At 61.8% G+C, this 20,704-nt stretch carries 22 protein-coding genes and 1 tRNA gene; 4 read left to right on the plus strand and 19 right to left on the minus strand.

The features are described from left to right. Nucleotides 1-6: 6 nt before the first annotated feature. On the plus strand, nt 7-1,164 hold the full coding sequence (locus PAQ31011_RS15075) for an alpha/beta fold hydrolase (RefSeq protein ID WP_150576618.1): 1,158 nt from the start codon (nt 7-9) through the stop codon (nt 1,162-1,164). A gap of 53 nt (nt 1,165-1,217) precedes the next feature. Here PAQ31011_RS15075 and PAQ31011_RS15080 read toward each other — a convergent pair whose 3' ends face one another. From PAQ31011_RS15080 to PAQ31011_RS15100, 5 genes are all read right to left on the minus strand, one after another. After that, the gene (locus tag PAQ31011_RS15080) at nt 1,218-2,591 is read right to left on the minus strand and encodes an MFS transporter (RefSeq protein WP_150576619.1); all 1,374 of its coding nucleotides are present in this window, start codon (nt 2,589-2,591) and stop codon (nt 1,218-1,220) included. A gap of 200 nt (nt 2,592-2,791) precedes the next feature. After that, nucleotides 2,792-3,412, minus strand: coding sequence for a pyridoxamine 5'-phosphate oxidase family protein (locus PAQ31011_RS15085; RefSeq protein ID WP_174990135.1), 621 nt, complete (start codon nt 3,410-3,412; stop codon nt 2,792-2,794). Next, a complete protein-coding gene (locus PAQ31011_RS15090) occupies nt 3,402-4,793 on the minus strand; it encodes an adenylosuccinate synthetase (RefSeq protein WP_150576620.1) in 1,392 nt (463 codons plus the stop codon). Before PAQ31011_RS15090 ends, PAQ31011_RS15085 begins: the two co-directional genes overlap by 11 nt. After that, nucleotides 4,790-5,254, minus strand: coding sequence for a RidA family protein (locus tag PAQ31011_RS15095; protein ID WP_150576621.1), 465 nt, complete (start codon nt 5,252-5,254; stop codon nt 4,790-4,792). The genes PAQ31011_RS15090 and PAQ31011_RS15095 overlap by 4 nt, the downstream gene beginning before the upstream one ends. 111 nt (nt 5,255-5,365) lie before the next feature. After that, nucleotides 5,366-6,148 carry an AraC family transcriptional regulator gene (locus PAQ31011_RS15100; RefSeq protein WP_150576622.1) on the minus strand — a complete coding sequence of 261 codons (783 nt, stop codon included), beginning with the start codon at nt 6,146-6,148 and terminating at the stop codon, nt 5,366-5,368. A gap of 125 nt (nt 6,149-6,273) precedes the next feature. On the opposite strand from PAQ31011_RS15100, the gene PAQ31011_RS15105 reads away from it, so the two are divergent. Continuing rightward, on the plus strand, nt 6,274-7,131 hold the full coding sequence (locus PAQ31011_RS15105) for an alpha/beta hydrolase (protein ID WP_150576623.1): 858 nt from the start codon (nt 6,274-6,276) through the stop codon (nt 7,129-7,131). A 146-nt stretch (nt 7,132-7,277) separates the two neighbouring features. Here PAQ31011_RS15105 and PAQ31011_RS15110 read toward each other — a convergent pair. The 9 genes from PAQ31011_RS15110 to ybgC all read right to left on the minus strand — a co-directional run bounded on the left by PAQ31011_RS15110 (nt 7,278) and on the right by ybgC (nt 14,276). Next, nucleotides 7,278-7,353: transfer RNA gene (locus tag PAQ31011_RS15110), tRNA-Lys, on the minus strand. A 106-nt stretch (nt 7,354-7,459) separates the two neighbouring features. Continuing rightward, complete coding sequence (locus PAQ31011_RS15115) at nt 7,460-8,575, minus strand: YeeE/YedE family protein (protein ID WP_150576624.1); 1,116 nt, start codon at nt 8,573-8,575, stop codon at nt 7,460-7,462. A 333-nt stretch (nt 8,576-8,908) separates the two neighbouring features. Continuing rightward, on the minus strand, nt 8,909-9,652 hold the full coding sequence (ybgF, locus tag PAQ31011_RS15120) for a tol-pal system protein YbgF (RefSeq protein ID WP_246179597.1): 744 nt from the start codon (nt 9,650-9,652) through the stop codon (nt 8,909-8,911). 10 nt (nt 9,653-9,662) lie between these two features. After that, the gene (locus PAQ31011_RS15125) at nt 9,663-10,163 is read right to left on the minus strand and encodes an OmpA family protein (RefSeq protein WP_039399513.1); all 501 of its coding nucleotides are present in this window, start codon (nt 10,161-10,163) and stop codon (nt 9,663-9,665) included. 30 nt (nt 10,164-10,193) lie between these two features. Next, the gene (tolB, locus tag PAQ31011_RS15130; RefSeq protein WP_039399511.1) at nt 10,194-11,486 is read right to left on the minus strand and encodes a Tol-Pal system beta propeller repeat protein TolB; all 1,293 of its coding nucleotides are present in this window, start codon (nt 11,484-11,486) and stop codon (nt 10,194-10,196) included. Nucleotides 11,487-11,587: 101 nt separating this feature from the next. Then, on the minus strand, nt 11,588-12,628 hold the full coding sequence (gene tolA / locus PAQ31011_RS15135; protein ID WP_150576625.1) for a cell envelope integrity protein TolA: 1,041 nt from the start codon (nt 12,626-12,628) through the stop codon (nt 11,588-11,590). Then, nucleotides 12,625-13,059, minus strand: coding sequence for a protein TolR (gene tolR / locus PAQ31011_RS15140; RefSeq protein WP_046291400.1), 435 nt, complete (start codon nt 13,057-13,059; stop codon nt 12,625-12,627). The genes tolA and tolR overlap by 4 nt, the downstream gene beginning before the upstream one ends. Nucleotides 13,060-13,080: 21 nt before the next feature. Continuing rightward, entirely contained in the window at nt 13,081-13,755 is a 675-nt protein-coding gene (tolQ, locus tag PAQ31011_RS15145) for a protein TolQ (RefSeq protein WP_039399508.1), read from the minus strand. Between the two features lie 38 nt (nt 13,756-13,793). Next, entirely contained in the window at nt 13,794-14,276 is a 483-nt protein-coding gene (gene ybgC / locus PAQ31011_RS15150) for a tol-pal system-associated acyl-CoA thioesterase (protein ID WP_150576626.1), read from the minus strand. A gap of 300 nt (nt 14,277-14,576) precedes the next feature. On the opposite strand from ybgC, the gene PAQ31011_RS15155 reads away from it, so the two are divergent. Together PAQ31011_RS15155 and PAQ31011_RS15160 are read left to right on the plus strand one after the other, a co-directional pair. Next, nucleotides 14,577-15,503, plus strand: coding sequence for an NAD(P)-dependent oxidoreductase (locus PAQ31011_RS15155; RefSeq protein WP_281350007.1), 927 nt, complete (start codon nt 14,577-14,579; stop codon nt 15,501-15,503). 311 nt (nt 15,504-15,814) lie between these two features. Beyond that, the gene (locus tag PAQ31011_RS15160; protein WP_150576628.1) at nt 15,815-16,573 is read left to right on the plus strand and encodes an IclR family transcriptional regulator; all 759 of its coding nucleotides are present in this window, start codon (nt 15,815-15,817) and stop codon (nt 16,571-16,573) included. 34 nt (nt 16,574-16,607) lie between these two features. Here PAQ31011_RS15160 and PAQ31011_RS15165 read toward each other — a convergent pair whose 3' ends face one another. From PAQ31011_RS15165 to PAQ31011_RS15185, 5 genes are all read right to left on the minus strand, one after another. Continuing rightward, nucleotides 16,608-17,231, minus strand: a complete 624-nt coding sequence (locus PAQ31011_RS15165; RefSeq protein WP_150576629.1) for an SRPBCC family protein — start codon at nt 17,229-17,231, stop codon at nt 16,608-16,610. Then, complete coding sequence (locus PAQ31011_RS15170; protein ID WP_150576630.1) at nt 17,200-17,730, minus strand: glycine cleavage system transcriptional repressor; 531 nt, start codon at nt 17,728-17,730, stop codon at nt 17,200-17,202. The genes PAQ31011_RS15165 and PAQ31011_RS15170 overlap by 32 nt, the downstream gene beginning before the upstream one ends. 249 nt (nt 17,731-17,979) lie before the next feature. After that, nucleotides 17,980-18,642 (minus strand): phosphoribosyltransferase, encoded by a 663-nt coding sequence (locus tag PAQ31011_RS15175; protein WP_150576631.1) that lies wholly within the window; start codon nt 18,640-18,642, stop codon nt 17,980-17,982. Between the two features lie 160 nt (nt 18,643-18,802). Beyond that, entirely contained in the window at nt 18,803-19,564 is a 762-nt protein-coding gene (locus tag PAQ31011_RS15180; protein ID WP_150576632.1) for a sulfite exporter TauE/SafE family protein, read from the minus strand. Between the two features lie 111 nt (nt 19,565-19,675). Continuing rightward, entirely contained in the window at nt 19,676-20,383 is a 708-nt protein-coding gene (locus PAQ31011_RS15185; protein WP_174990136.1) for a phosphatase PAP2 family protein, read from the minus strand. Between the last annotated feature and the right edge of the window lie 321 nt (nt 20,384-20,704).

The following is a 20,704-nucleotide window of genomic DNA, read 5'->3' on the forward strand; positions in this document are numbered from 1 at the left end:
ATCACTATGCCACTCGTTTCTGTTGCGTTTGCACCCTTGCGGCCGTCGCTGACGAGGTTTGTCGACAACGTCCTGAAGTGGGGTGTTCCGTTTGTGAGCGCCAGCGTTCTCATAGGCGTGCTCAGCGGCGCACATCCAGCCCACGCGGCGACGTCTGCCGAACGAGCGCGTCTCAACGCACCTGTTAAGGCCGTCGCCGATCAGCGCATCGCTGTCGATACGTCGCACGGTAGTGGCCTGTTGCCCGTCTACGCGGACCATCCGATCGATCAGGCAGCACCCGACGTCACGCGCGTGTTTATCGTCATTCACGGCACGCTGCGCAATGCCGACACGTATTACGCCTCGGGACTCCAGGTAATCGGGAAGGCCGACGTGCCCCGTAACAGCACGATGGTCGTCGCACCCCAGTTTCTGACGCCCGCCGACACGCGGGCGTTTTCATTGCCGGCATCGACACTCGCATGGTCGCAGGAAGGATGGAAAGGGGGCGAGCCGGCGCGTAAGCCGGTACCCATCAGCTCGTTCGAGGCGCTCGATGCGCTGCTCGCGCATTTCGCCAACCGCAGCTTGTATCCGTCGCTGTCGACCGTCGTCGTGATGGGGCATTCTGCCGGCGCGCAGTTGTTGCAGCGCTATGCCGTGACAGGGCGCGAGGGGGATTCACTCGCCCGTGTCGGCATTGCGTTGCGCTATGTGGTGGCGAATCCGTCGAGCTATCTGTATTTCGACGATGAGCGGCCGAATAGTCAGGTAATGGCGAACGGTGCCTGCCCGCGTGCGACGCAATGGAAGTACGGCTTGAAGTCGGCACCTCCCTACGTGGCGTCGCAGGACGTGCGCGACCTCGAAACGCGTTACGTTGCACGCGATGTCGTGTACCTGCTCGGGCAGGCCGACACGAATCCGTACACGCACTTCATCGATCGTTCATGCGCAGGAATGGCGCAGGGCCCGTACCGGCTCGCACGAGGGTTAGCTTATTTCGACTATCTGAAGAAGCGACATCCGGATGGCCTCAAGCAGAAGGTCGTAGAAGTGCCCGGCGTCGGACACGACGGACTCGGCATGTTCACATCTGCCTGCGGTCTCGCCGTATTGTTCGACCGCGCGTTGCCAGCGTCGTGCCCGGCGATCGCGGGCACTGCGCCGAATGCTCGATGAATTGAATGCTATTTGGTTGGGGAGATATGAGTGCCCCCCAACCGAAGCTCACATCACGTTGACACTGTCTCGAGTTGAGATCCCCTAGTCTCTATGCCGAAGCACCAAACGCACGCCGCAGCGATGCCGAAGCAGGTCGCCGAAAAGAGAAACACTGCATCGCTCGTCGACCAGGTAACGATGGCGCCCACGAGGGTCGGTCCAAGCAAAGCACCGATTCGACCGCAGAGCGATGCATATCCACAACCTGTGGCGCGCGCTCTGGAGGGAAACAGCTCCGGCGTGTAAGCATACAAAACGGCCCACATGCCAAAAGCAAAAAACTGCATGCATGCCCCAGCCGCATAAATTGCCCATTCGGCAGCGGCAACCTGCAACAGTTGCCCGAAGACGTATGTCGCGATTGCGCCACCCGCGAGGGTGGTGACGCACGTCAACTTTCGTCCGATCCGCTCTACCGCCCAGGCCGCGGCGAGGAACCCAGGAATGCCACCCAGTGATATGTAAACCGTAAACAACACGGACTTCGTTACCGCGATTCCAGCGGCTTGTTGCAGCGCGCCCAGCCAAGTGTTCAACCCGTAAAATCCCAGTAGCGCGAAGAACCATAAGCCCCCGACGACAAGGGTGCGCACCCGATAGTTTGCCGACCAGATGACGCGTAGGCCGCGCCCGCCTGCGATGGGTTCTACCGGCGTAGGTGAAATCGACGGCAAAGTGTCCAAGCCGAGCCTGCGCATCACAGACCGCTCAATGTTGGCTACGACTTCGTCGGCTTCGGCGTATCGCCCTTGAGATTCGAGCCAGCGGGCCGACTCGGGCACATATCGACGAACCGCGAAGAGAAATAGGGCCGGTGCGGCTTCCAGGGCGAACAGAACACGCCAGCTGTGTTGGGCCAGTATGGCGTAGGAAAGGAGGCCGGCGCAGATGAATGCGAGAGGCCAATTTCCATCCATCAGCGCGAGGTATTTGCCGCGCTTTTGGGTCGGAATGAACTCGGACAACAGAGTCTGTGCAAGCGGCAACTCCATCCCCATGCCAATGCCAAGCAGAACCCGGCAAGCGCCGAGCGCTACCGGTCCCGGTGCCAGCGCGCACAACGCACTGCCGGCACCCCAAACCAGCATGCTGATCTGAAACACCGGCTTTCGTCCGAATCGGTCGGCGGCAACACCCGAGCAGATGGCGCCGATAGCCATGCCAACAAAGCTCGCGCTACCAATCATGCCCGCTTGCACGTTCGTGAGCGCGAAGTCGGCTTTGATCGAGCCCAGCAGGAACGCCATGGTTGCGAGATCAATGTTGTCGAAGAAAAATGCCAGCGATATCACCAGAAATAGCCATCGGTGATATCCACACACCGGCAATCGTTCCAAACGTTGTGCTGCCGAAACTCTGCTCACTTCAATCGATTGCATTTGCATACGACTCTCTCCATTTGCGCGTCTCGTTGAATTCGTCAGCACCCAATTTCGGTGCTGGCCGTATCAATGTCGTGCGCCAAAACTCGGGCGGCGCGCTGGAAAATGTCGTAAGCAATCGAAGTTACGCCAATGTGAGTCGTGATACTCCTTTCAAATTTCAGCCAGGCATGGCTGGCGCTCGTTCAGCATGAGTGGAAAGACTATTGACTGCGACCGAAACGATGAGGATCGAATGCTTCCTCGGGTAAGCCGGAGGCGCACGCACCCCGCTCGAACGCATAGCGAAGATACGGGGCTCTAGGTTGACCGGGCGGCGAGTACTGGCCGTCGGCCAGAATGCGCTTTTTTGCGCTGAGGCTCTCGATGCGGCAACGGATGGCCATTATCTGATTCGCGGCGGCGGGCTCTATGGCGGTGTAGTCGTTTTCTGGGCGGAACTTTGCCAGCGCTTCATTTTGGTGTGCAATCACATGATGCGTGTCGAGACTGGTCATGGCCCGACACCGTGCGATAACGCTGTAGTACTCAAGGCTCGTGTTTTGGCCTTTGGGCGCTTTCAAGAGAGCGACAGGACGATCGATGGCGATCACAACGTGCGGATCTTGTTGAATGAGTCGGGAGAATGTCCCGAATCGAGAGCAGTGGATCAGAAACGCGTCACCCGTAAAGGTGAAACTTTGTGGCACCACGTAAGGAAACGGGTCGTCGTTGACTGCCGCACGACAAATCAGTTCGTCTTGCAAGAATGCTTCGATGGCGGGCCAGTCACTCCACGCGAGATCGGTCCGTCGCATCTCGTTGTCGAGGTAGTCAGGTGTCATGGCTGATGTCTCCTTCGGTGATGGTAAGTAGCTGCTCACGGCCGGGTCCAAAGCCGATTCCGACGAGGCGGCTTTCGCTGAACTTTTGAATCGTCTGGAGCAGCTTCTGCAGCGTGCGCGGAAGCTCCGTGAAGGCGTTCAGCGTCGTGGGCAATGCGTCGAAAGCGGGAAAGTGCCGGAGCTCGGGCGCCAATGTGCCGGCACCGGGAGCGTTCACGAGCACGGGGATCTGGCCGTCGCGCGTCTTCGAGAAAAGGGATAGGCAGTCACACTTGTTCAGATAGAGCTCGTCCACGCCATGTCGCTTCACCACCTCAGCCAACTGGGCAAGATCCAGCCGTCCGAGGCGACGCGGGCGTCCGCTACCGGTGCCGTACTCGCGCGTCAAAATACGAAGCGCAATGCCGACGGAAAAATCGTCGTCTGAACTGAGCAGGGCGTCGGGGTCGAACCGATTCGTTTCCTCTCGCCAGCCGATGCCCTGAAGCGCGGCGTCGGCGCAGTATCGCGCTGACCGTGCGCCCCCGAACTCTGAGCGAAACGGCCCCGAGCCGACGCGAGAAACGATCGCTTTCGCGACGCCGATCGTCTTACGGTGATACTTGCAGGGAAGGTCGCCCCCGACAAAAGCGAACGACGGCGACGTGTGACTGGACGTGACGTACGGTTGCGCTCCTGCTGTGACATCGAGCATGACAGACTGCGCGCCTTCGAAAAGTACTCTCGCGCCGTCCATGACTTTGCGAGTGATCCACTGGGAATCCACCACAGTGATCGTGTCTCGCAAGCGCTCCCAGGCTTCGCGCATGGTGGCGATGGTCAACGCTCTGGACGTCTCGTCTTCCGGGGCGTTTCCGCTCAGGGACGCATACTGCGCCATTTGCGCGAACGTCCAGGCTTCATCCACAATCAGATCGCGAACCTGAAGCGCAGTTCGTACACCACGATGCGAACGGAGGGCCAGGCCTGCGTAACACGGCCCGACGCCATTGCCGGTCGTACCGATGTCCGCCCCGTTCCCAGCATCGAATTCCAGATGAGCGGGTTGAATCAACGCGCATTCCTCGCTGACAAACAGACGGTCATGGAGCCCGATGCCGATGTTGGCTAGCGTATCGATCTCATCCGACAGCTTCGTCAGATTGACCACGCATCCCGATCCGATGTAAAGCAACGTCTTCGGATGAAACACGCCGGAAGGCACTTGGGCAAGTCGGGCACGGCCTTGGGGTGAATCCACTGTATGACCAGCGTTTGCGCCGCCGTTAAAACGCGCGAGGATGTCGTAATCGCCAGCAAGTCTGTCGACGATTTTTGCTTTTCCCTCGTCACCATATTGCAGTCCGACAAGTACGTCGGCGTAACCAGTGGCGGCGTTCATGGGGCGAGCACGAACGTGGCCTCGATTTCCACGGGCGCGTTGAACGGAAGGCTTGCGACGCCGATGGCGATTCGTGCATGTTCACCTGCCTCGCCGAAGAGTTGTGTCAGCAGCTCCGATGCTGCGTTCACGATTGACGGCGCGTCTGCAAATCCTTCCGACGTCGCAACAAAGCCGCCAACGCGCAGCACATGCTTCACGCGATCCAATTGCCCGTCCGTGGCAACGTGGACCCATCCGAGTATGTTCATGACGCAAAGTCTCGCGGCGTTGCGCGCGTCGTCGGTGGACACGTCAGCCGGCACCTTACCGGTCCAGGCAGGTGCGCCGTCGCGCACCGGTAATTGCCCCGATACGATCAGTGTGTTCTCGTGCAGTTTGAAAGGTTTGAAGGGCGCAGATGTCACCGAAAGTTGCGGCAGGGCGAGTTCTGCTTCGGCGATGCGTTTGTAGATGCTCATTTGATCTCCAGAAAGGCGCCGCAAGTGCGGCTGCCCATTCATTCTGGAGGATTCAAAAAGGAGAAAATGTGGCGGTGGTGCAGACGTGTGTCGCGATTACGCCAATTCGCATCAGGAGCCGGCGGTTTTGAAAAACTCGGTTGGTGTGCATCCGAGCGCTTTGCGGAACATGGCGCTGAACGCGCTCGTACTGTCATAGCCGAGCGACGATGCAATGTCCGTCACAGAGCGTTGCGCACTGAGCATCTGAACCGCCGCGAGCAGTCGGGCTTGCTGCCGCCATCTTGTGAACGTCATGCCGGTTTGCTCCGGAAACAAGCGGATGATCGTGCGCTCGCTCGCGCCTACGACTTGACTCCATGCGGCGACGGACGTTTCTTCGGCAGGGTTCGACAGAATCCATCTGCAGATACGGGCAATACGTTCGTCCGATGGCATCGGAAGGTACAGAGGCTCAATGCGGAGCGGTCTGATCTCGTGATACAGCAGGTTCACAACGGCTGCGTCTCTTCCCTCGATATCGTAGTCGACTGGCATTCTTGTGACGGCTTCGATGAGCTCGCGTAGCAGAGGCGAAACCGATATCACGCAACAATCGCTGGCGCGAAGCGGTACGTGATCGGCGTCGAAATACAGCGTACGCATCTCGATAGGGCCCACAGCTTGCATGCAGTGCCTCACTTTCGGCGGAACCCAAACCGCGCGCAGTGGGGGGACAACCCAGTTGCCTTTTGCGGTGGTCACGATGATGGAGCCCGAACATGCATAGATCAATTGACCTCGGACGTGCTCGTGATGGTCGATGAAGTACCGATCGGGTAAGTCGCGCGCCATGCCTCCCACAGGGCGTTTGATGAGCTGGTAGTCCTCTCGATTTTCACTCTTCCCGAACATGGCGTGACCTCGGCATAGATTGACACTTACTCGCGCGCAGCTGTAGCGCATCCGTCTTAGATTCGCTTTTCGCGCCGGAGTAACGCGGCGGAAGATCAACTTCAATTTCGAATAGTGAGGCTAGCATGACGGTTTACCGTTCATTTGATCAAGAGGCGCTGGATCGTCAATACAACGTTCGCGCAGGCATTCCCGATCATCTCGAGATCTTCTCTCGATGGGCTGTTACAAGTGAAGCATTTCGCAGAGCAAATACGGTCCGCGAGGATGTGGCATATGGCCCCGACGATAAGCAGACCTACGACCTGTTCCCTGCTCAACGTACTGGTAGACCGACCCTGGTGTTCATTCATGGCGGCTACTGGCAATCGCTGGATAAGTCGGATTTCAGCGCGCTCGCCGGTCTCTATCAGGCCAACGACATCAACTTCGTGGTTGTGAACTACCGTCTGGCGCCTGCCGTTCGTATGGGGGATATCGTCGAGGACAATCGACAGGCTGTATTGCACCTGTATAGAAATGCGGCGGACCTTGGGGTCGATGGTGACGCGATCTTTGTATGCGGTAGCTCGGCCGGTGGTCATCTGACGGCGGCATTGGCCGGCACCGACTGGACGTCTTACGACGCGCCGGTGGATTTGATCAAGGGGGCGTGTGCGATTAGCGGACTCTACGATCTCGAGCCGATTCGCCGGTGCTATCTGAACAAGGCGGTGCAGCTCAATGAACGCGAGGTCGCCGACTTCAGCCCGATCCGACATCTTCCGCGTGTGCCGTTGCCTTACATTCTCAGCGTGGGCGGAGACGAGTCAGACGAGTTTCATCGGCTACAAGCGCAGTTTCAGACGCTTCTGGACGATCATGGGCTGGATGTTCAGATTGTGCGTCAGCGTGACGGCCACCACTTCGATGCAGTGGATCGCGTGGGCATCGAAGGGAACGAGCTATCGAATGCAATACTCGGGATGATCAAGCATCGATAATCGATGGCGTCGCGATTGTGATGTCTCTGGTATTGCATAGAGGCATCACCTGCATCGAAGCGATGGAAAGTGCGGCGAGATCAGAAAAGTCCACGCGAGCAAAAAAGAAAAGGGGTTGCGATTTCTCGCAACCCCTTGTATTCGTTTGGTAGGCCGTGCGGGATTCGAACCTGCGACCAACGGATTAAAAGTCCGCTGCTCTACCAGCTGAGCTAACGACCCAACGAAGAAAAAGATTATAGCGTCGCGGTCGTTATAGTGTCAAGACTTCTGTGACGTGGATGTGTCCATTTCGGGGCCGTTTCTCGCAGTTGCGCGCGAATTACGTTCAAACACTGCGCTCAATGCGCCACATCTGATACTTGAACGCGCAGACGCCGCCCACCAGAATCGCCGCGATGGCGACAAACGAGCCGACCGCCAGCGTCGACACGCCCGAGAGCCCTTGTCCGACCGTGCATCCCAGTGCCGTCACGCCACCGAATCCCATCAACGCGCCGCCGACCATGTGATTGGCCGTGTCTTCCGTCCCGTGGAAACCTTCCCAACGGAAGGTGCGCGACACGAGGGCGTACACGAACGAACCGGCAATCACGCCCAGCACGCTCGAAATCCCCAGCGTGATCACGTTGCTCGTGTCGCTCCACATCATCAGCCAATACAGCGTATAAGCCAGCGGCGAGACGAACGACAGTGCTTCCATCTTGCCGGAGTTTGTTGCGACGAAACTCTCTTCGAGCGTGTTCGGATTCTCGGCGACGTAACCGATCTTGCCCGAGACATACCAGAGCGCCACGATGATTGCACCCACCACCAGCCCGCCGAGCAGATTGTCGAACGTCCAGAACTCGCGCCGGGCAACGGCCGCGATCACGAATACGCCGCCGCCGATCAGGCCGAGCACCAGCTGCGCACGGTGCACGTCGCCGCCGAACAGGCCGCCAAGAAGCGTGGGCAGATCCTGTGACGTCGCAAACGTCGTCTGCACGCTATCGAGTGCTGCTACGCGGAAGACGGCGAACAAGCCCTTGAGCGTCATGTACGCCGACACGCCGATCATCACGAAGACGAGCAACGATTTCAGATTGCCGCCGCCGATGCGCACGAGCGTCTTGCTGCCGCAGCCCGACGCGAGCACCATGCCGAAACCGAAGAACCAGCCGCCGACGAGATACGAGAGCCAGGTGAAGCGCGGCGTCGTGTAAATCGCCTTGACCGGATCGACGATGCCCTGCGAGGCGAGCACCCCCGTGCCGATGGTCGCAACGCCGATGGCAAGCCACCACATGCGCATGCGGTTCCAGTCGCCGATGTTCACGATGTCGGAGAGTGCGCCCATCGTGCAGAAATGCGTGCGTTGGAGCACAGCGCCAAACACGAAGGCCAGGCCAAAGGTGAGCCACACCACAGTGTGGGAGAGGGCGTTCAGATCGACGTCGGTCATGAGGCGAGAAGACGATAGCGGCCGGGCTGGCCGTTCGATACGTTGACGCGAGCCACGGGGCGCGGCCGGCAGTGTTGTTATCAGACGTGATGCGCAACGCGTGCACGATCACATCGCGGGTACGGTCGCCATGACGTGCAGGACACTGTCGGTCCACACGCATCCCCTGAGACGCCGAGCCTCGAACGTTTGGAAAGTCCGTATTCTACTTGAGGTCATGCCCAGCTCGGAAAGTGCACGCCGGAAACGACAACGCCGCCCAGGGGCGGCGTCGTTCGTTTGACGAGTGACCTCACACGGAAGGTTGGTTCGCACAACCTCTCAGGGGGCGTCTTACTTCAGCTTGGCCGCGCGCTTCTTGGCCTCCGCTGCCGATTCGGTGTCCGGGTACTTGGCCACCAGATCCTGCAACGTTTTCTTTGCTGCCGCAGTCTGCCCGGATTCTGCCTGGTTGCTGGCAATCGCCAGCATGGCCTCGGCAGCCTTCGGGCTCGTCGGGTACTTCGTCACGATCCCTTGCAGCGTCGCAGTCGAACCCTTCAGATCCTTGTTGGCGTACTGCGCATTGCCAAGCCAGAACTGGGCTTCGGGTTGATACGGGCTGGCAGGATACTTCGCCGTGAAGGTCCGGAAATCCGTTTGCGCACCCTTGTAGTCACCGTTGCGGAATTTCGTCAGCGCGGCGTCGAAAACTTCCTTCTCGCCCGGTTGGACGGTGCCGGTCACGCCGCCGACGGTCATCTGCTGCGGTTCGAATTTCTTCAGACGGCCATCGAGGTCGTTGTAGAAATCCTTTTGACTCTGTTGCAGGTTCGCAAGCTGGTTCTTCAGATCTTCATTCTGGCCGCGTTGATCGGCCAGATCACGTTGCAACTGCTGGATCTGGTTGTTCAAATCCAGCACGTTGCGCGTGAGCCCCTCGATCCGCTGCTTGTCCGAATCCAGACGGCTGCGGATATCGAGGATCGCTTTGCGCGCCTCGTCGTCGTCGAACAATCCGGCATGCGCGAGCGGGCTCAGCACCGAAGTGCCGAGCGTCACCGCGCAGATCATGTTTTTAAGCAAACGAGACGTCATGACGATTCAATCAATAAGCCAGGTCGACGCGACGATCTTGGGCCCAGGTGGCTTCGTCGGTACCCGTAGCCTTTTCCTTGCCCAGCGACACGGCTTCCATCTGGCTGGCGTTGGCGCCCAGTGCCGTCATGGTCTTCAGGACGGCTTCAGCACGCTTCTGGCCCAGTGCCAGGTTGTACTCGCTCGTACCGCGCGGGTCGGTGTTGCCTTGCAGCAGCACGTGACGTTGCGAGTACTTCGACAGGAAGGCCGAGTGAGCCTGGAGCAGCGGGGTGTATTGCGAATCGACGCTGTACGAATCGAAACCGAAGTACACGCTGCGCTTGGCGAGCGGGCCGTTCGGGTTGTTCAATTCGTCAGCCGATGCGTCGACGGGGGCGACGGCACGTGCGTCGGTCGTGGTCTGACCCTTGTTGGCGTTAGCCTGGTCGTCGAGCTTCACGCCCGACGAGCAAGCGGCCAGAGCGGCCAGCGAAGAGATGGCGAGGATATTACGAAGCAGGGAACTCATATGAGCCTCCGTTTGATGTTGCTGTTGATGTTATTGCATGAAAGGGCCCCAGGAGGGTTCGCGAACTTCCCCTCCTCGAACCTGAAGAATCTGCCGGGTTTGCCCGTCCACCGAGACTGCCGCGAGAACCTTCCGGCCCCCGGACTGCGTTGCATAAAGAATGTACTTGCCGTTCGCGGCAAAACTCGGTGACTCGTCGTGGCTGGTGTCGGTCAGAGCCGTAACATCGCCAGTGCTCATATCCTGCACGCTCAGCTTGAATCCGCCACCCTGACGCGCGATGAACGCGAGCAACTTGCCGTCGGGACTGATTCGCGGGCTGACGTTGTAACTCCCCTTGAAGGTCACGCGCTGCGCGCCGCCTTCACTCTCGCCACCGGCCGGCATCTTGTAGATTTGCGGACCACCTCCACGATCGCTCGTGAAGTAAATCCATTTGCCGTCCGGGGAATACTGCGGTTCGGTGTCGATTGCGCCGCTGCGCGACAGACGCTTGAGACCACCGCCATTGGCGTTGACCTGATAGATCTGCGTGTTGCCGTCGCGCGAGAGGGCCACGGCCAGCTTGCTGCCGTCCGGCGACCACGACGGTGCCGAGTTGTTGCCACGCTCGTTGGCGAGCACGGCACGGCGGCCGCTCGGCAGATCGTGGATGTACACGACCGGCTTGCGCTTCTCGAAGGAGACGTAAGCGACCTTCGTGCCGTCCGGCGACCAGGCCGGCGAGATGATCGGCTCGCGGCTGTTCAGGGCGACGCGTGCGTCCTGACCGTCGGAGTCGGAAATCTGAAGCTGGTAGTTCGGGCCGTTGTGCAGCACGTACGACAGACGCGTGGCGAACACGCCGCGATCGCCCAGCAACTTCTGGTAGATATAGTCGGCGATCTTGTGCGCGGTCAGACGCAGGTTGGCTTGCGACGAGGTGAGCGCCAGGCCGCCGAGCGGCTGGCCGTTCACGGCATCGTAAAGACGGAAGCTGACCTGGAAGTTGCCGTTACCTGCCGGCGTGATGGTGCCGGAGACGAAAGCGTTTGCGCCCTTGGCGCGCCAGGTGCCGAGATCGACCGAATCGTCCACGCCAACGGTGGCACCACCGGTATCGATCTGATTGAAGCGACCGCTATTGCTCAGGTCGGCCTTGACGACGGCGACGATATCCGTCGGCGCCGTGCCCTTGAAGGTCGACACGGCGATCGGGTATCGGTTGGAGCCGACGCCCGTAATGTCGACGGTCAGCGGTGTCTGCGCATGGGCGATCGTGCAAGCCGCGGTGAGCCAGGTGGCCACCAGCGCACGCCATGCATATTGACTGGAGATTCGCATGCGTTCGATTGGTCAGTTACGCGTTGCAAGGGCCATTTTTACCACATTCGAATGAAAATGGACTTGCATCGCTCGGTTTTCGTTCCCGTTTGACAACACACTCAGTTTTTTGGACTGAAGCGCAGGTTGACGGTCGGGGGGGCTTTGCCGTTCGTGTCGCGCGGCAACGGATCGGATTTGGTGATGGCGGCCTGTACGGCGGCGTCCCACGCAGGGTTGCCGCTCGACTTGGCCAGCTGCATCGACAGTACGCTGCCATCCGGCGCCAGACGTACCGTCACGACCGCCGTGGGATTGCCCTCGGTGTCGCCACCATAAGCGATATTCGGCTTGACCTTGGCGCGCACCCGGTCGGCGTAGCCCGCCGATGCCGTGCCGCCGGCGCCCGAGCCGGTACCGCCTGCCTGCGAGCCCAGACCGTTGCCGGTCGCGCCCGGAGTGCCACCCGCCATGCCGCGCAACGAGGCCAGACGCTCGGAACGTGCCGCGTCTGCCGCCTTCTGCGCCGCCGCTTCCTTCGCGGCCTTGGCCTTGGCAGCCTTGTCTTCCGCAGCCTTCTTCTCGGCATCCGCTTTCTTCTGTGCGTCTGCCAATTGTTGCTGCTTCAATTGTTCGGCCTTCTTGGCGTCTTCTTCCTTCTGACGTTTCTGTTCGTCAGCCTTCTTCTGGTCGGCCAGCTTCTGCTGACGCGCCGCTTCGTCTGCTGCCGCCTTTTTGCGGGCGAGTTCGGCGGCCGCCTGCTGTTCGGCAAGTTGCTTCTGCTTGAGCGCTTCCTGACGCGCCTTCTCCTGCTGCGCTTCGAGCAGACGCGCCTGTTCGGCGGCCTGCTGTTCCTGCTTGCGCTTTTTCTGCTGGAGGGCGATGTCGGCGTCTTCGGCCGGCGGCGTCGGTGCGGCCACGGCCGGCGGGGCCGGCGTGGGCGGCGGCGTCACGACGGGCGGCGTGGGTTCGGCCACTTCGGTCGGCGTCCACAGTTCCGCTTCGGAACCGGCGGGCGAGCTGTTCTGCCAGCGCATGCCGTAGAAGAGCAGCGCGAACAGCAGCGCATGCATGAACAGCGCGAGAAGGAATGCCCGTCCCGTGCCGCGCTCATCCTTGCGCGGACCGATGGGAAGGTCGGAGCGAGCTACAGTGCGACTCATTTCTGCTTGACGAGCAGGCCCACGCGTTTCACGCCCTGAGCCTTGAGATCGGACATCACGTTCATGACGATTTCATACCGCACCGACTTGTCGGCGGCGATGACGACCGGCTGATCCGGATTCGCCGCCTGACGGCCTTGCAGGAAACCGGTCAGATCGCCCGCGCTCATGCGTTGCTCGATGGTGTTTTCACCATCCTTGTAACGCACCAGCATGCGATTGTCCGCTTCGATATTGACGACCACCGGCGGCGTCTGCTGCTGCGGGCTCGCGTTGGCGACGCTCGGCAGATTGACGATCGACGGCGCGACCAGCGGGGCAGCCACCATGAAGATGACGAGCAGCACCAGCATCACGTCGATGTACGGTACGACGTTGATGTCCGCCATGGCGCGACGGCCGCGGCGAGCGTTGCGCATAGAACCTGCCATGTCTCGGCGCTCCCGGAATGCTTAGTGAATCTGCCGTTGCAGGATGTTGGAGAACTCTTCGACGAAACTCTCGAAGCGGATCGACAGCCGGTCGATGTCGGTGGCGAAGCGGTTGTAGGCAACCACGGCAGGGATAGCGGCGAACAGACCGATGGCAGTCGCCACCAGCGCTTCCGCGATACCCGGCGCCACGTTGGCGAGCGTTGCCTGTTGCACGTTCGAGAGGCCGCGGAAAGCGTTCATGATACCCCACACCGTACCGAACAGACCAATGTACGGGCTGACCGAGCCGACCGACGCGAGGAACGGCAGATTCGCTTCGAGCGAGTCCATTTCACGTTGATAGCAAGCCCGCATCGCACGGCGCGCACCGTCCAGAATGGCGTGCGGATCGTTCAGACCTTTCTCGCTTGCCTTGATGTATTCGCGCATGCCCGATTCGAAGATGCGTTCCAGCGCACCGGTCTGATGACGGTTGTTCAGCGCGCTTTGATACAGCGCCTGAAGATCGCCGCCGGACCAGAAGTCGCGCTCGAAGCGCTCGGTCTGGGCGCGCGCGCGACGGATCGCGAAGATCTTGCGGAAGATGTGCGTCCACGAGAGCAGCGAGAGCAGCAGCAGCAGGCCCATGACTGCCTGGGCGAGCACGCTGGCATGCATGACCAGCGAAATGATGGAAAGGTCTTGATCGGGCATGGTGTGGTTATTGACTGACCGGAATTATTTTCCTGGCTTCAGGCGGCTGCCGATCGGGCAGTCGCATCCGCTAAGGCTTGAGCCGTCCTGGCTGCCGATTGCATGGCGTCGCGCACGTGCGCGGGCATCTTGCCGGGGCGCAACGTGTCTGCGGCCACGCAGCCGATTTTGATGCTGCCGCGCGCCAACAGTTCGCTGCTGCCGTCAGGCGCGTCGCGCCAGGCTTCCTGAAGGAAGTCGACGGAAGCACCGCCAATTCGTTCGATACGGCTCTTGATGACGACGAGATCGTCGAGCCGGGCGGGGCTCAGGTAATCGAGTGCCGTGGCGCGCACAATAAAGATCATTCCGGTATTGCGGGCCAGTTCAAGTTGCTCGATGCCGAGCGAACGGAGCCACTCGGTTCGGGCCCGTTCGAAGAATTTCAGATAGTTGGCGTAGAAGACGACGCCTCCGGCGTCCGTGTCCTCGTAGTAAACGCGAATTGACCAACGGGTATCAAAATCAGCCATGCCGCGCATTGTATCGGAACGGAGCGGTAACGCCAGTCACGGAAACACAATTTTTCAAACAGGCCGGAACCCCCGATTGTTACGAGCGATTATTGCAACCCGTCCGGACCGTCCTTGCGGGCACCAAACTGGGGCGAAATCGTCGCGATGCCCCGTGCGACGGGGGATGGCGCTGGCGTACGAGTGGCGGCCGTCTCTATAATGACGGCTCGCAAGCCCCCTGTATTTCAGACAAGACCGCCGTGTGCGCACGCCTGCACTGCGTGCCCTCCGGTCGCTCATAGTGATCCAACCTGCGAGGCCCTTGAATTGACTTCCCCCACAACGCAATCTCCCGCCGCCTCCACCTCTGCCTCCCTTCGCGTCGCTTTCCTCGGTCTGGGCGTGATGGGATACCCGATGGCTGGCCATCTGCAACGTGCCGGTCACTCGGTAACGGTCTATAACCGTACGGCGGCCAAGGCGCAGCAATGGGCCAAGGAGTACGGCGGCCATGCAGCGGCCACGCCTGCCGAGGCCGTGCGCGACGCCGACATCGTGGCCGCCTGCGTGGGCAACGACGATGACCTGCGCAGCATCGTGCTCGGCGAGCATGGTGCATTCGCGGGCATGAAGGCGGACGCCGTCTTCGTCGACCACACCACGGCCTCGGCAGATGTGGCGCGCGAGCTGTACGCCGTCGCGCGTGAGAAGGGCCTGCATTTCGTCGACGCCCCGGTCTCCGGCGGCGAAGCGGGTGCCAAGAACGGTGTGCTCACGATCATGTGCGGCGGCGACGCTCCGGCGTTCGACCGCGTGTCCGCCACGCTCGGTGCCTATGGCCGTGCCGTCACCCGCATCGGTGAAGCGGGCGCGGGCCAACTGGCCAAGATGGTGAACCAGATCTGTATCGCCGGACTGGTGCAGGGGCTGTCGGAAGCCATTAACTTCGGCCAGCGCGCCGGGCTGGACATGCCGCTCGTGCTCGACGTCATTAATAAGGGCGCAGCCGCCAGTTGGCAGATGGACAATCGCGGCCAGACGATGATCGACGGCAAATTCGATTACGGCTTCGCGGTGGACTGGATGCGCAAGGACCTCGGTTTGTGTCTGGCCGAAGCGCAGCGCAATGGCGTGTCGTTGCCGGTCACGGCGCTCGTCGATCAGTTCTATGGCGACGTTCAGGCGCTGGGCGGATCGCGCTGGGACACGTCCAGCCTGATCCACCGTCTGCGCGTGTTGTCGGGGCAGTCGTAATCGCCCAGGCGTCAGGGTTCGGAGGTTCGGGGCGGGGCTGTGGCATCGACCGCAGACAGTCCTCGAACACCGTGGATCGGCCGTCATTGCCTGCTGGTATGAAATATCAGGCAAATCTCCGGGTTTATCTCCAATCGTCTGAATAGACGATTGGCACTAGAATGCGGAAAACGGGACGTCGCGGCGCGACGGCACGGCGGCGTAGAAGCTTGGGAGCGGGCTGATGCGGTGGCGTGTCGATGTGAGACTGGAGGGAGCCGCCGCGAGCGATAACGATCTAGAACACAACTCGAACCCGAGACCCAACCGGCATGAGCAATCAGTCGAACGCCGCGGCCGTCCGCGCATTTCGTATTCTCGAAATCCTCAGCGCCTCAGGCGCGCCGATGACACTTGCGGAGATCGTCGCCGCAATCGGTCTGCCCAAGCAGACAGTGCATCGCATCCTCAAACAACTCGAAGCCGCGTGGCTCGTGACCCGTGAGGCAGGCAGCCGTCACTACGAGCCGTCTTCGCGCGTGCGCGCCATGGCCGTCAATGCGTTGATGCACGTGGGGCCGGCGGCGGCGCGCCATGCCGTGCTTCAGCAACTGGTCGACAAGCTGGGCGAGACCTGCAATCTGTCGATGCTGTCGGGCGACGACCTCGTCTATCTGGATCGTGTGGAGACCGACTGGTCGCGTCAGCTCAAGCTCTCGCCCGGCTCGCGCGTGCCCCTGCACTGCACGGCCAGCGGCAAGCTGTTGCTGGCGTTCCTGCCGAGAGCGCGGCGCGAGAAGCTGATCGCGCACCTGCCGCTGCGTCCCCGTGCGGAGAACACGATCACCGATCTGGAAGATTTGCGTGAGGAACTCGTCGAGACGCGCAAGCGCCGGGTCGGCACCAACAACGAAGAGCACGTGCCGGGCATGATTGCCGTCGCGGTGCCGGTAATGCTCGATCGCAACCGCGCGTGTGCAGCCATCGCCGTGCAGGCAAGCGCGCAGCACTGCACGCTCGAAAAGCTCATGACGTTCCTGCCCGAACTTCAGAGTGCCGCCGAGACGATGGCGGCAACCTTCAACGAGTAATCGTCCGGGAAGGAAGAAAAGGGCAGGGCGGCGCTCACTGCCCGGCGCTGCTGGCGGCTTCGGGCACGGAGGCCGGTGACGGCACGCCCGGCGCGAGTGCCTCGAACATCTGCTCAAGCTGCTTGGCCCCCTGCGCCGATTCGGCACGCATGCGCGGGCCAATAAAGACCGGATCGAGGATCAGGAACAGCAGATTCGGGGTGCGATACATGAAGTCGCGCTTGAAACGCGTGCCCGTGCCGTCCGGCGTCAGGGTGTAGCGCACCGCGCCCGACGGACGCCGGTTGACCTCGCCTTCGATGCGCCACTCCAACGGCGGCTTAGCCTCCACGACCTTCCAGTGAAGGATGCCGTGACGCCCCGCGAGCCGAAACTCTTCGGCCACTTCCTCCCCGACCGTCAGCGGATGATCGGTCATGCCTTGCACCGCAAGCGATGCCGGATGCCATTTCGGCCAGTTCGCGGGCGTCGTCACATAGTCGTAGACGGCTTGCGGCGGGGCGCGCAGCGTGACCACGGTGACGACATGCGTCTGGCGCTCGAACGGCAGGGGCAGCAAAGACAACAGGGCGACGATGGCCACCGCCCCGAGCAGGAACAGGAAGACTCGCTTCATCGGCGCGCGCTCACGCACCAGGCGGCGAATCGAGTTCGACATCGACCATCAGGTCGTCGGCCAGGCTTTCCAGAACCTCACGCAGTGCATCGGTGCTCACGCTCGCAGGCACGTGCAGGCGCGCCGTCGCGCGAAACAGTGTGCCGCCCGACATCGAACCCTCGACGCACTCGGTAGCGAGTTCGTCGATGGAGATGCCGCGCGTGAACAGCACGTGCGAGATTTCCTTGACGATGCCCGGATGGTCCTGTCCGACCAGATCGAGCTGAAGGGCCCGCGCGCCCGGATCGGCGGCGGCGCTTTGCGCGTGGGTGACGGAAATTTGCAGGCCGTGCGTCTGAAGCGCGTGCAGTGCTTGGGTGAGCGCTTCGGTGTGCTCGTCGGGAACCTGAAGGTGGATGATGCCCGCGAACTGGCCGGCAAGATTGGCGAGACGGCTTTCCAGCCAGTTGGCACCGGCAGCGGTGGCGCGATCGGCGATCGCATTGACCAGACCCGGGCGATCCGGACCGATCACGTTAAGAATCAGGGACGTCGTCATCACAGGCTCCATCGACACTGAGGGGCAAGAGGCGGCGCATGCCGCGCGCTCGTGATTCGGGACGTACCGGTCGTGGTGACTCAAGGTGAGCCGACCGATACGCGACGCGCAGCAGGCTCAAGTGTAGTGCAATCGCGGGGTGCGCCGCTACGGCGGGCAATGCCGGATGCCAGGGCATCGTTGCAGAGGTTGGCGTGACGGTGGCTTGTGGAAGCTGGCAGACACGCGCTGACGGATACGGATGACGACTCAAGGACGATCCGCCGCCATCGCCAGCAACGCCACGACGGTGGCGTCGTCCGTCTGCGCGAAATCGCTGTACGCCACGCTGACCGCATAGAACGGCTGCGGCGTTTCCAGGCAGACGACCGCATCGGCCAGTGCGCTCAGACGGGTGACGGCGTCGCGTGCGCCGACCGGTGCGCAGGCCACGAGCGGCGTCGCGCCCAGTCGTCGCATCGCCCGCAGCGCGGCGGTCATCGTGGCACCCGTCGCAATGCCGTCGTCGACGATGACAACTGGGCGTCCCGTCACGTGCGGTGCACCGCGTCCCGGCGTGTAGGCCTGACGCCGCTGTTGAATCAGCGCACGCTGACGGGCGCTCTCGTGCGAGAGATACGTGCCGGTCGCGCCGAGCGAGAGCGCATGGTCGGCGAGAAAGATACCGCCGAACTCGTCGACTGCGCCGACCGCAAGTTCAGCCTGATGGGGCGCGCGCAGCTTGTGCGCGAGCAGCACGTCGAGCGTGCCGTTCAACTGGCGCGCGATCGGCATAGCCACTGGCACGCCACCGCGCGGGATGGCCAGCACGAGCGGCGGGGCACATCGACAGAGCAACTCGTGCGTGGCGAGTACTTCGGCCAGCGCATTGCCTGCGGCGGCACGATCGAGAAACGAGGCTACGGCAGACATGGCAAGGGCGCGGGCGCGAGCCCGGCAAGCGACGGGAACAATCCCATCGTAACGCCGGGGCCTGATGCTCGTTTGGATCGGACGCGTTCCCGACGCGCGCGTATTCGCTTGTCCTTGCGGCGACGCCGCGATGATGTCGCGTTTATGTCGCGTTGATGTCTTATCGCGCCAACAGTTCGGGCACCGTGCCGACGAGCAACGTCACGCCGGAGCATGCCAGCAGCGCCAGCACCATGCGCCGGAACATGTGATCGGAGAGGAACTTGTAAGCCCACGCGCCTGCGAGCGTCGGCAGGATCATCGACGGCACGGCAATCGCGAACACGTGCAACGTCTGCGTGGTGATCACGCCATGCACGGCGTACAGCGTGATGGTGAGCGTGTGCATGACGATGAAGAAAATCTGCATGACGGCGCGCTGCATGTCCTTGTCCCATCCGCGCAGCGTGCACCACAGCGTGGGCACTACGCCAACGAGCCCGCCGATGCCGCCCATGACACCGCCGATGAACCCGACGACGCCGTCGGCTGCGCGCCCGCCGTGCGCAATGCGCGGCAGGTGCGCCGCAAGCAACAGGATCGAACAGTAGACGACGAGGATCGCGCCGATGCCCGCCCGAAACCAAACCGGATCGAGGTAGCGCAGAATCCACACGCCAACCGGCACGCCCACCAGCCCGCACAGCACGAACGGTGCAAGACGCGCGAGCGGCACGGCTCGACGCACCGTGCGCAACGCGAGGATCTGGCCGACGAGCGAGCAGAAGGCGGCAAGCGGACCTGCCAGCGTGGGCGGCAGCGACCACGCCCAGAACGACAGCGCTACCAGACTGAACGCAAAGCCGGACAAGCCCTGGACAAAGCCGCCGATGCAGGCACCGGCGATGAGCGGGAGAAGAGGAAGCAGTGGATCGGCGGTCATATTTTTAGTTTTCCGCCGCCATTATGCGGGGATCCCGTGCGCAGATGCACGGGATCGTGGTGTCGGGGGAGGCGGTGCTGTCTGGACTGTCCGGCGTGTCGTCGGCGTCGTTCAGGCGCGATGGCCGGCCTGCCAATGCTGCCAGGCCATCACGAAGAGCGAGCCGACGGCGATACCGAGCGCGGCCCCGGCAAGCGCGTCGCTCGTCCAGTGGTAGGCGGCAGCGAGTTGCCCGAAGGCCGTCAGCGCAATGGCAATGGCGCACGGCACGCGAAGCACGCGGTGACGCAGAGCGAGCACGGTTGTGAAAGCGAGAATCACGGTGAGGTGGCCGGAGGGGAACGACGCAAACGCCGCGCTGCCGCCGCCGAAGAACCGGAATTCGAAAACACCGTCGCGCAAGTACGACGGATTCTCATGAATCCACGTCGCGGGCCAGGTGCGTCCGAAGACGAATTTCAACGCTTGCTTGGCCAGACTGCCAACGCCGACAGCCCCCGCAGCGAGCCACAACGTGACCGCCCACGCCGGGAGCTTGCGCCGGAAAAACAACACTGCGCCGACGATCAGAAACGTCGGCCATGCCAACACGAACAGCGGCGAAGGCAACTCGGCAATGTGCTGAATCCAGCGGGTGCCTTGCGTGTGCGCATGGGCGAAGTCGACGACCGGGCGGTCGATCCAGACAATGGCGACGAGGGCGAGCAGCAGGCAGGCCAGCGCGCTGAACCACGCAGTGCGCAGACAGGGAATCGAGGGGGCGGCGGGGGCAGGGGCCGGTGTGGTGGCGGGGCCGGCGTTCGGAGCGAGTTCGTTCATGACGCGATTTCGGAGAGAGGGGGCAACAGCCGCACGTCGGCAGCAATTGACACTTGGCGACGTTCGGCGAGACCGCGCCATGGTAGTCGCCATTGGTGTCCCGGAGACGGGCGCGTCCCAAAAGAGGGGTATTCATGCGGCGTTGAGCGCGGTTTGGCAAGCAAACCCGCAAACGTGCCTCATTGAATGCCACGAAGGCCACGAAGACCGACGGCGTTAGCCGACCGACAAGTATGCGGCGCGATGGCAGTGCCTGACCCTGAAGCTTGCCCATAAGCGATGGCGGTTTGATGACGGTCAGTACGCTCGCGTTGCAGCCGT

The organism is Pandoraea aquatica, assembly GCF_902459565.1.
GTDB classification, from domain to species: Bacteria; Pseudomonadota; Gammaproteobacteria; order Burkholderiales; family Burkholderiaceae; genus Pandoraea; species Pandoraea aquatica.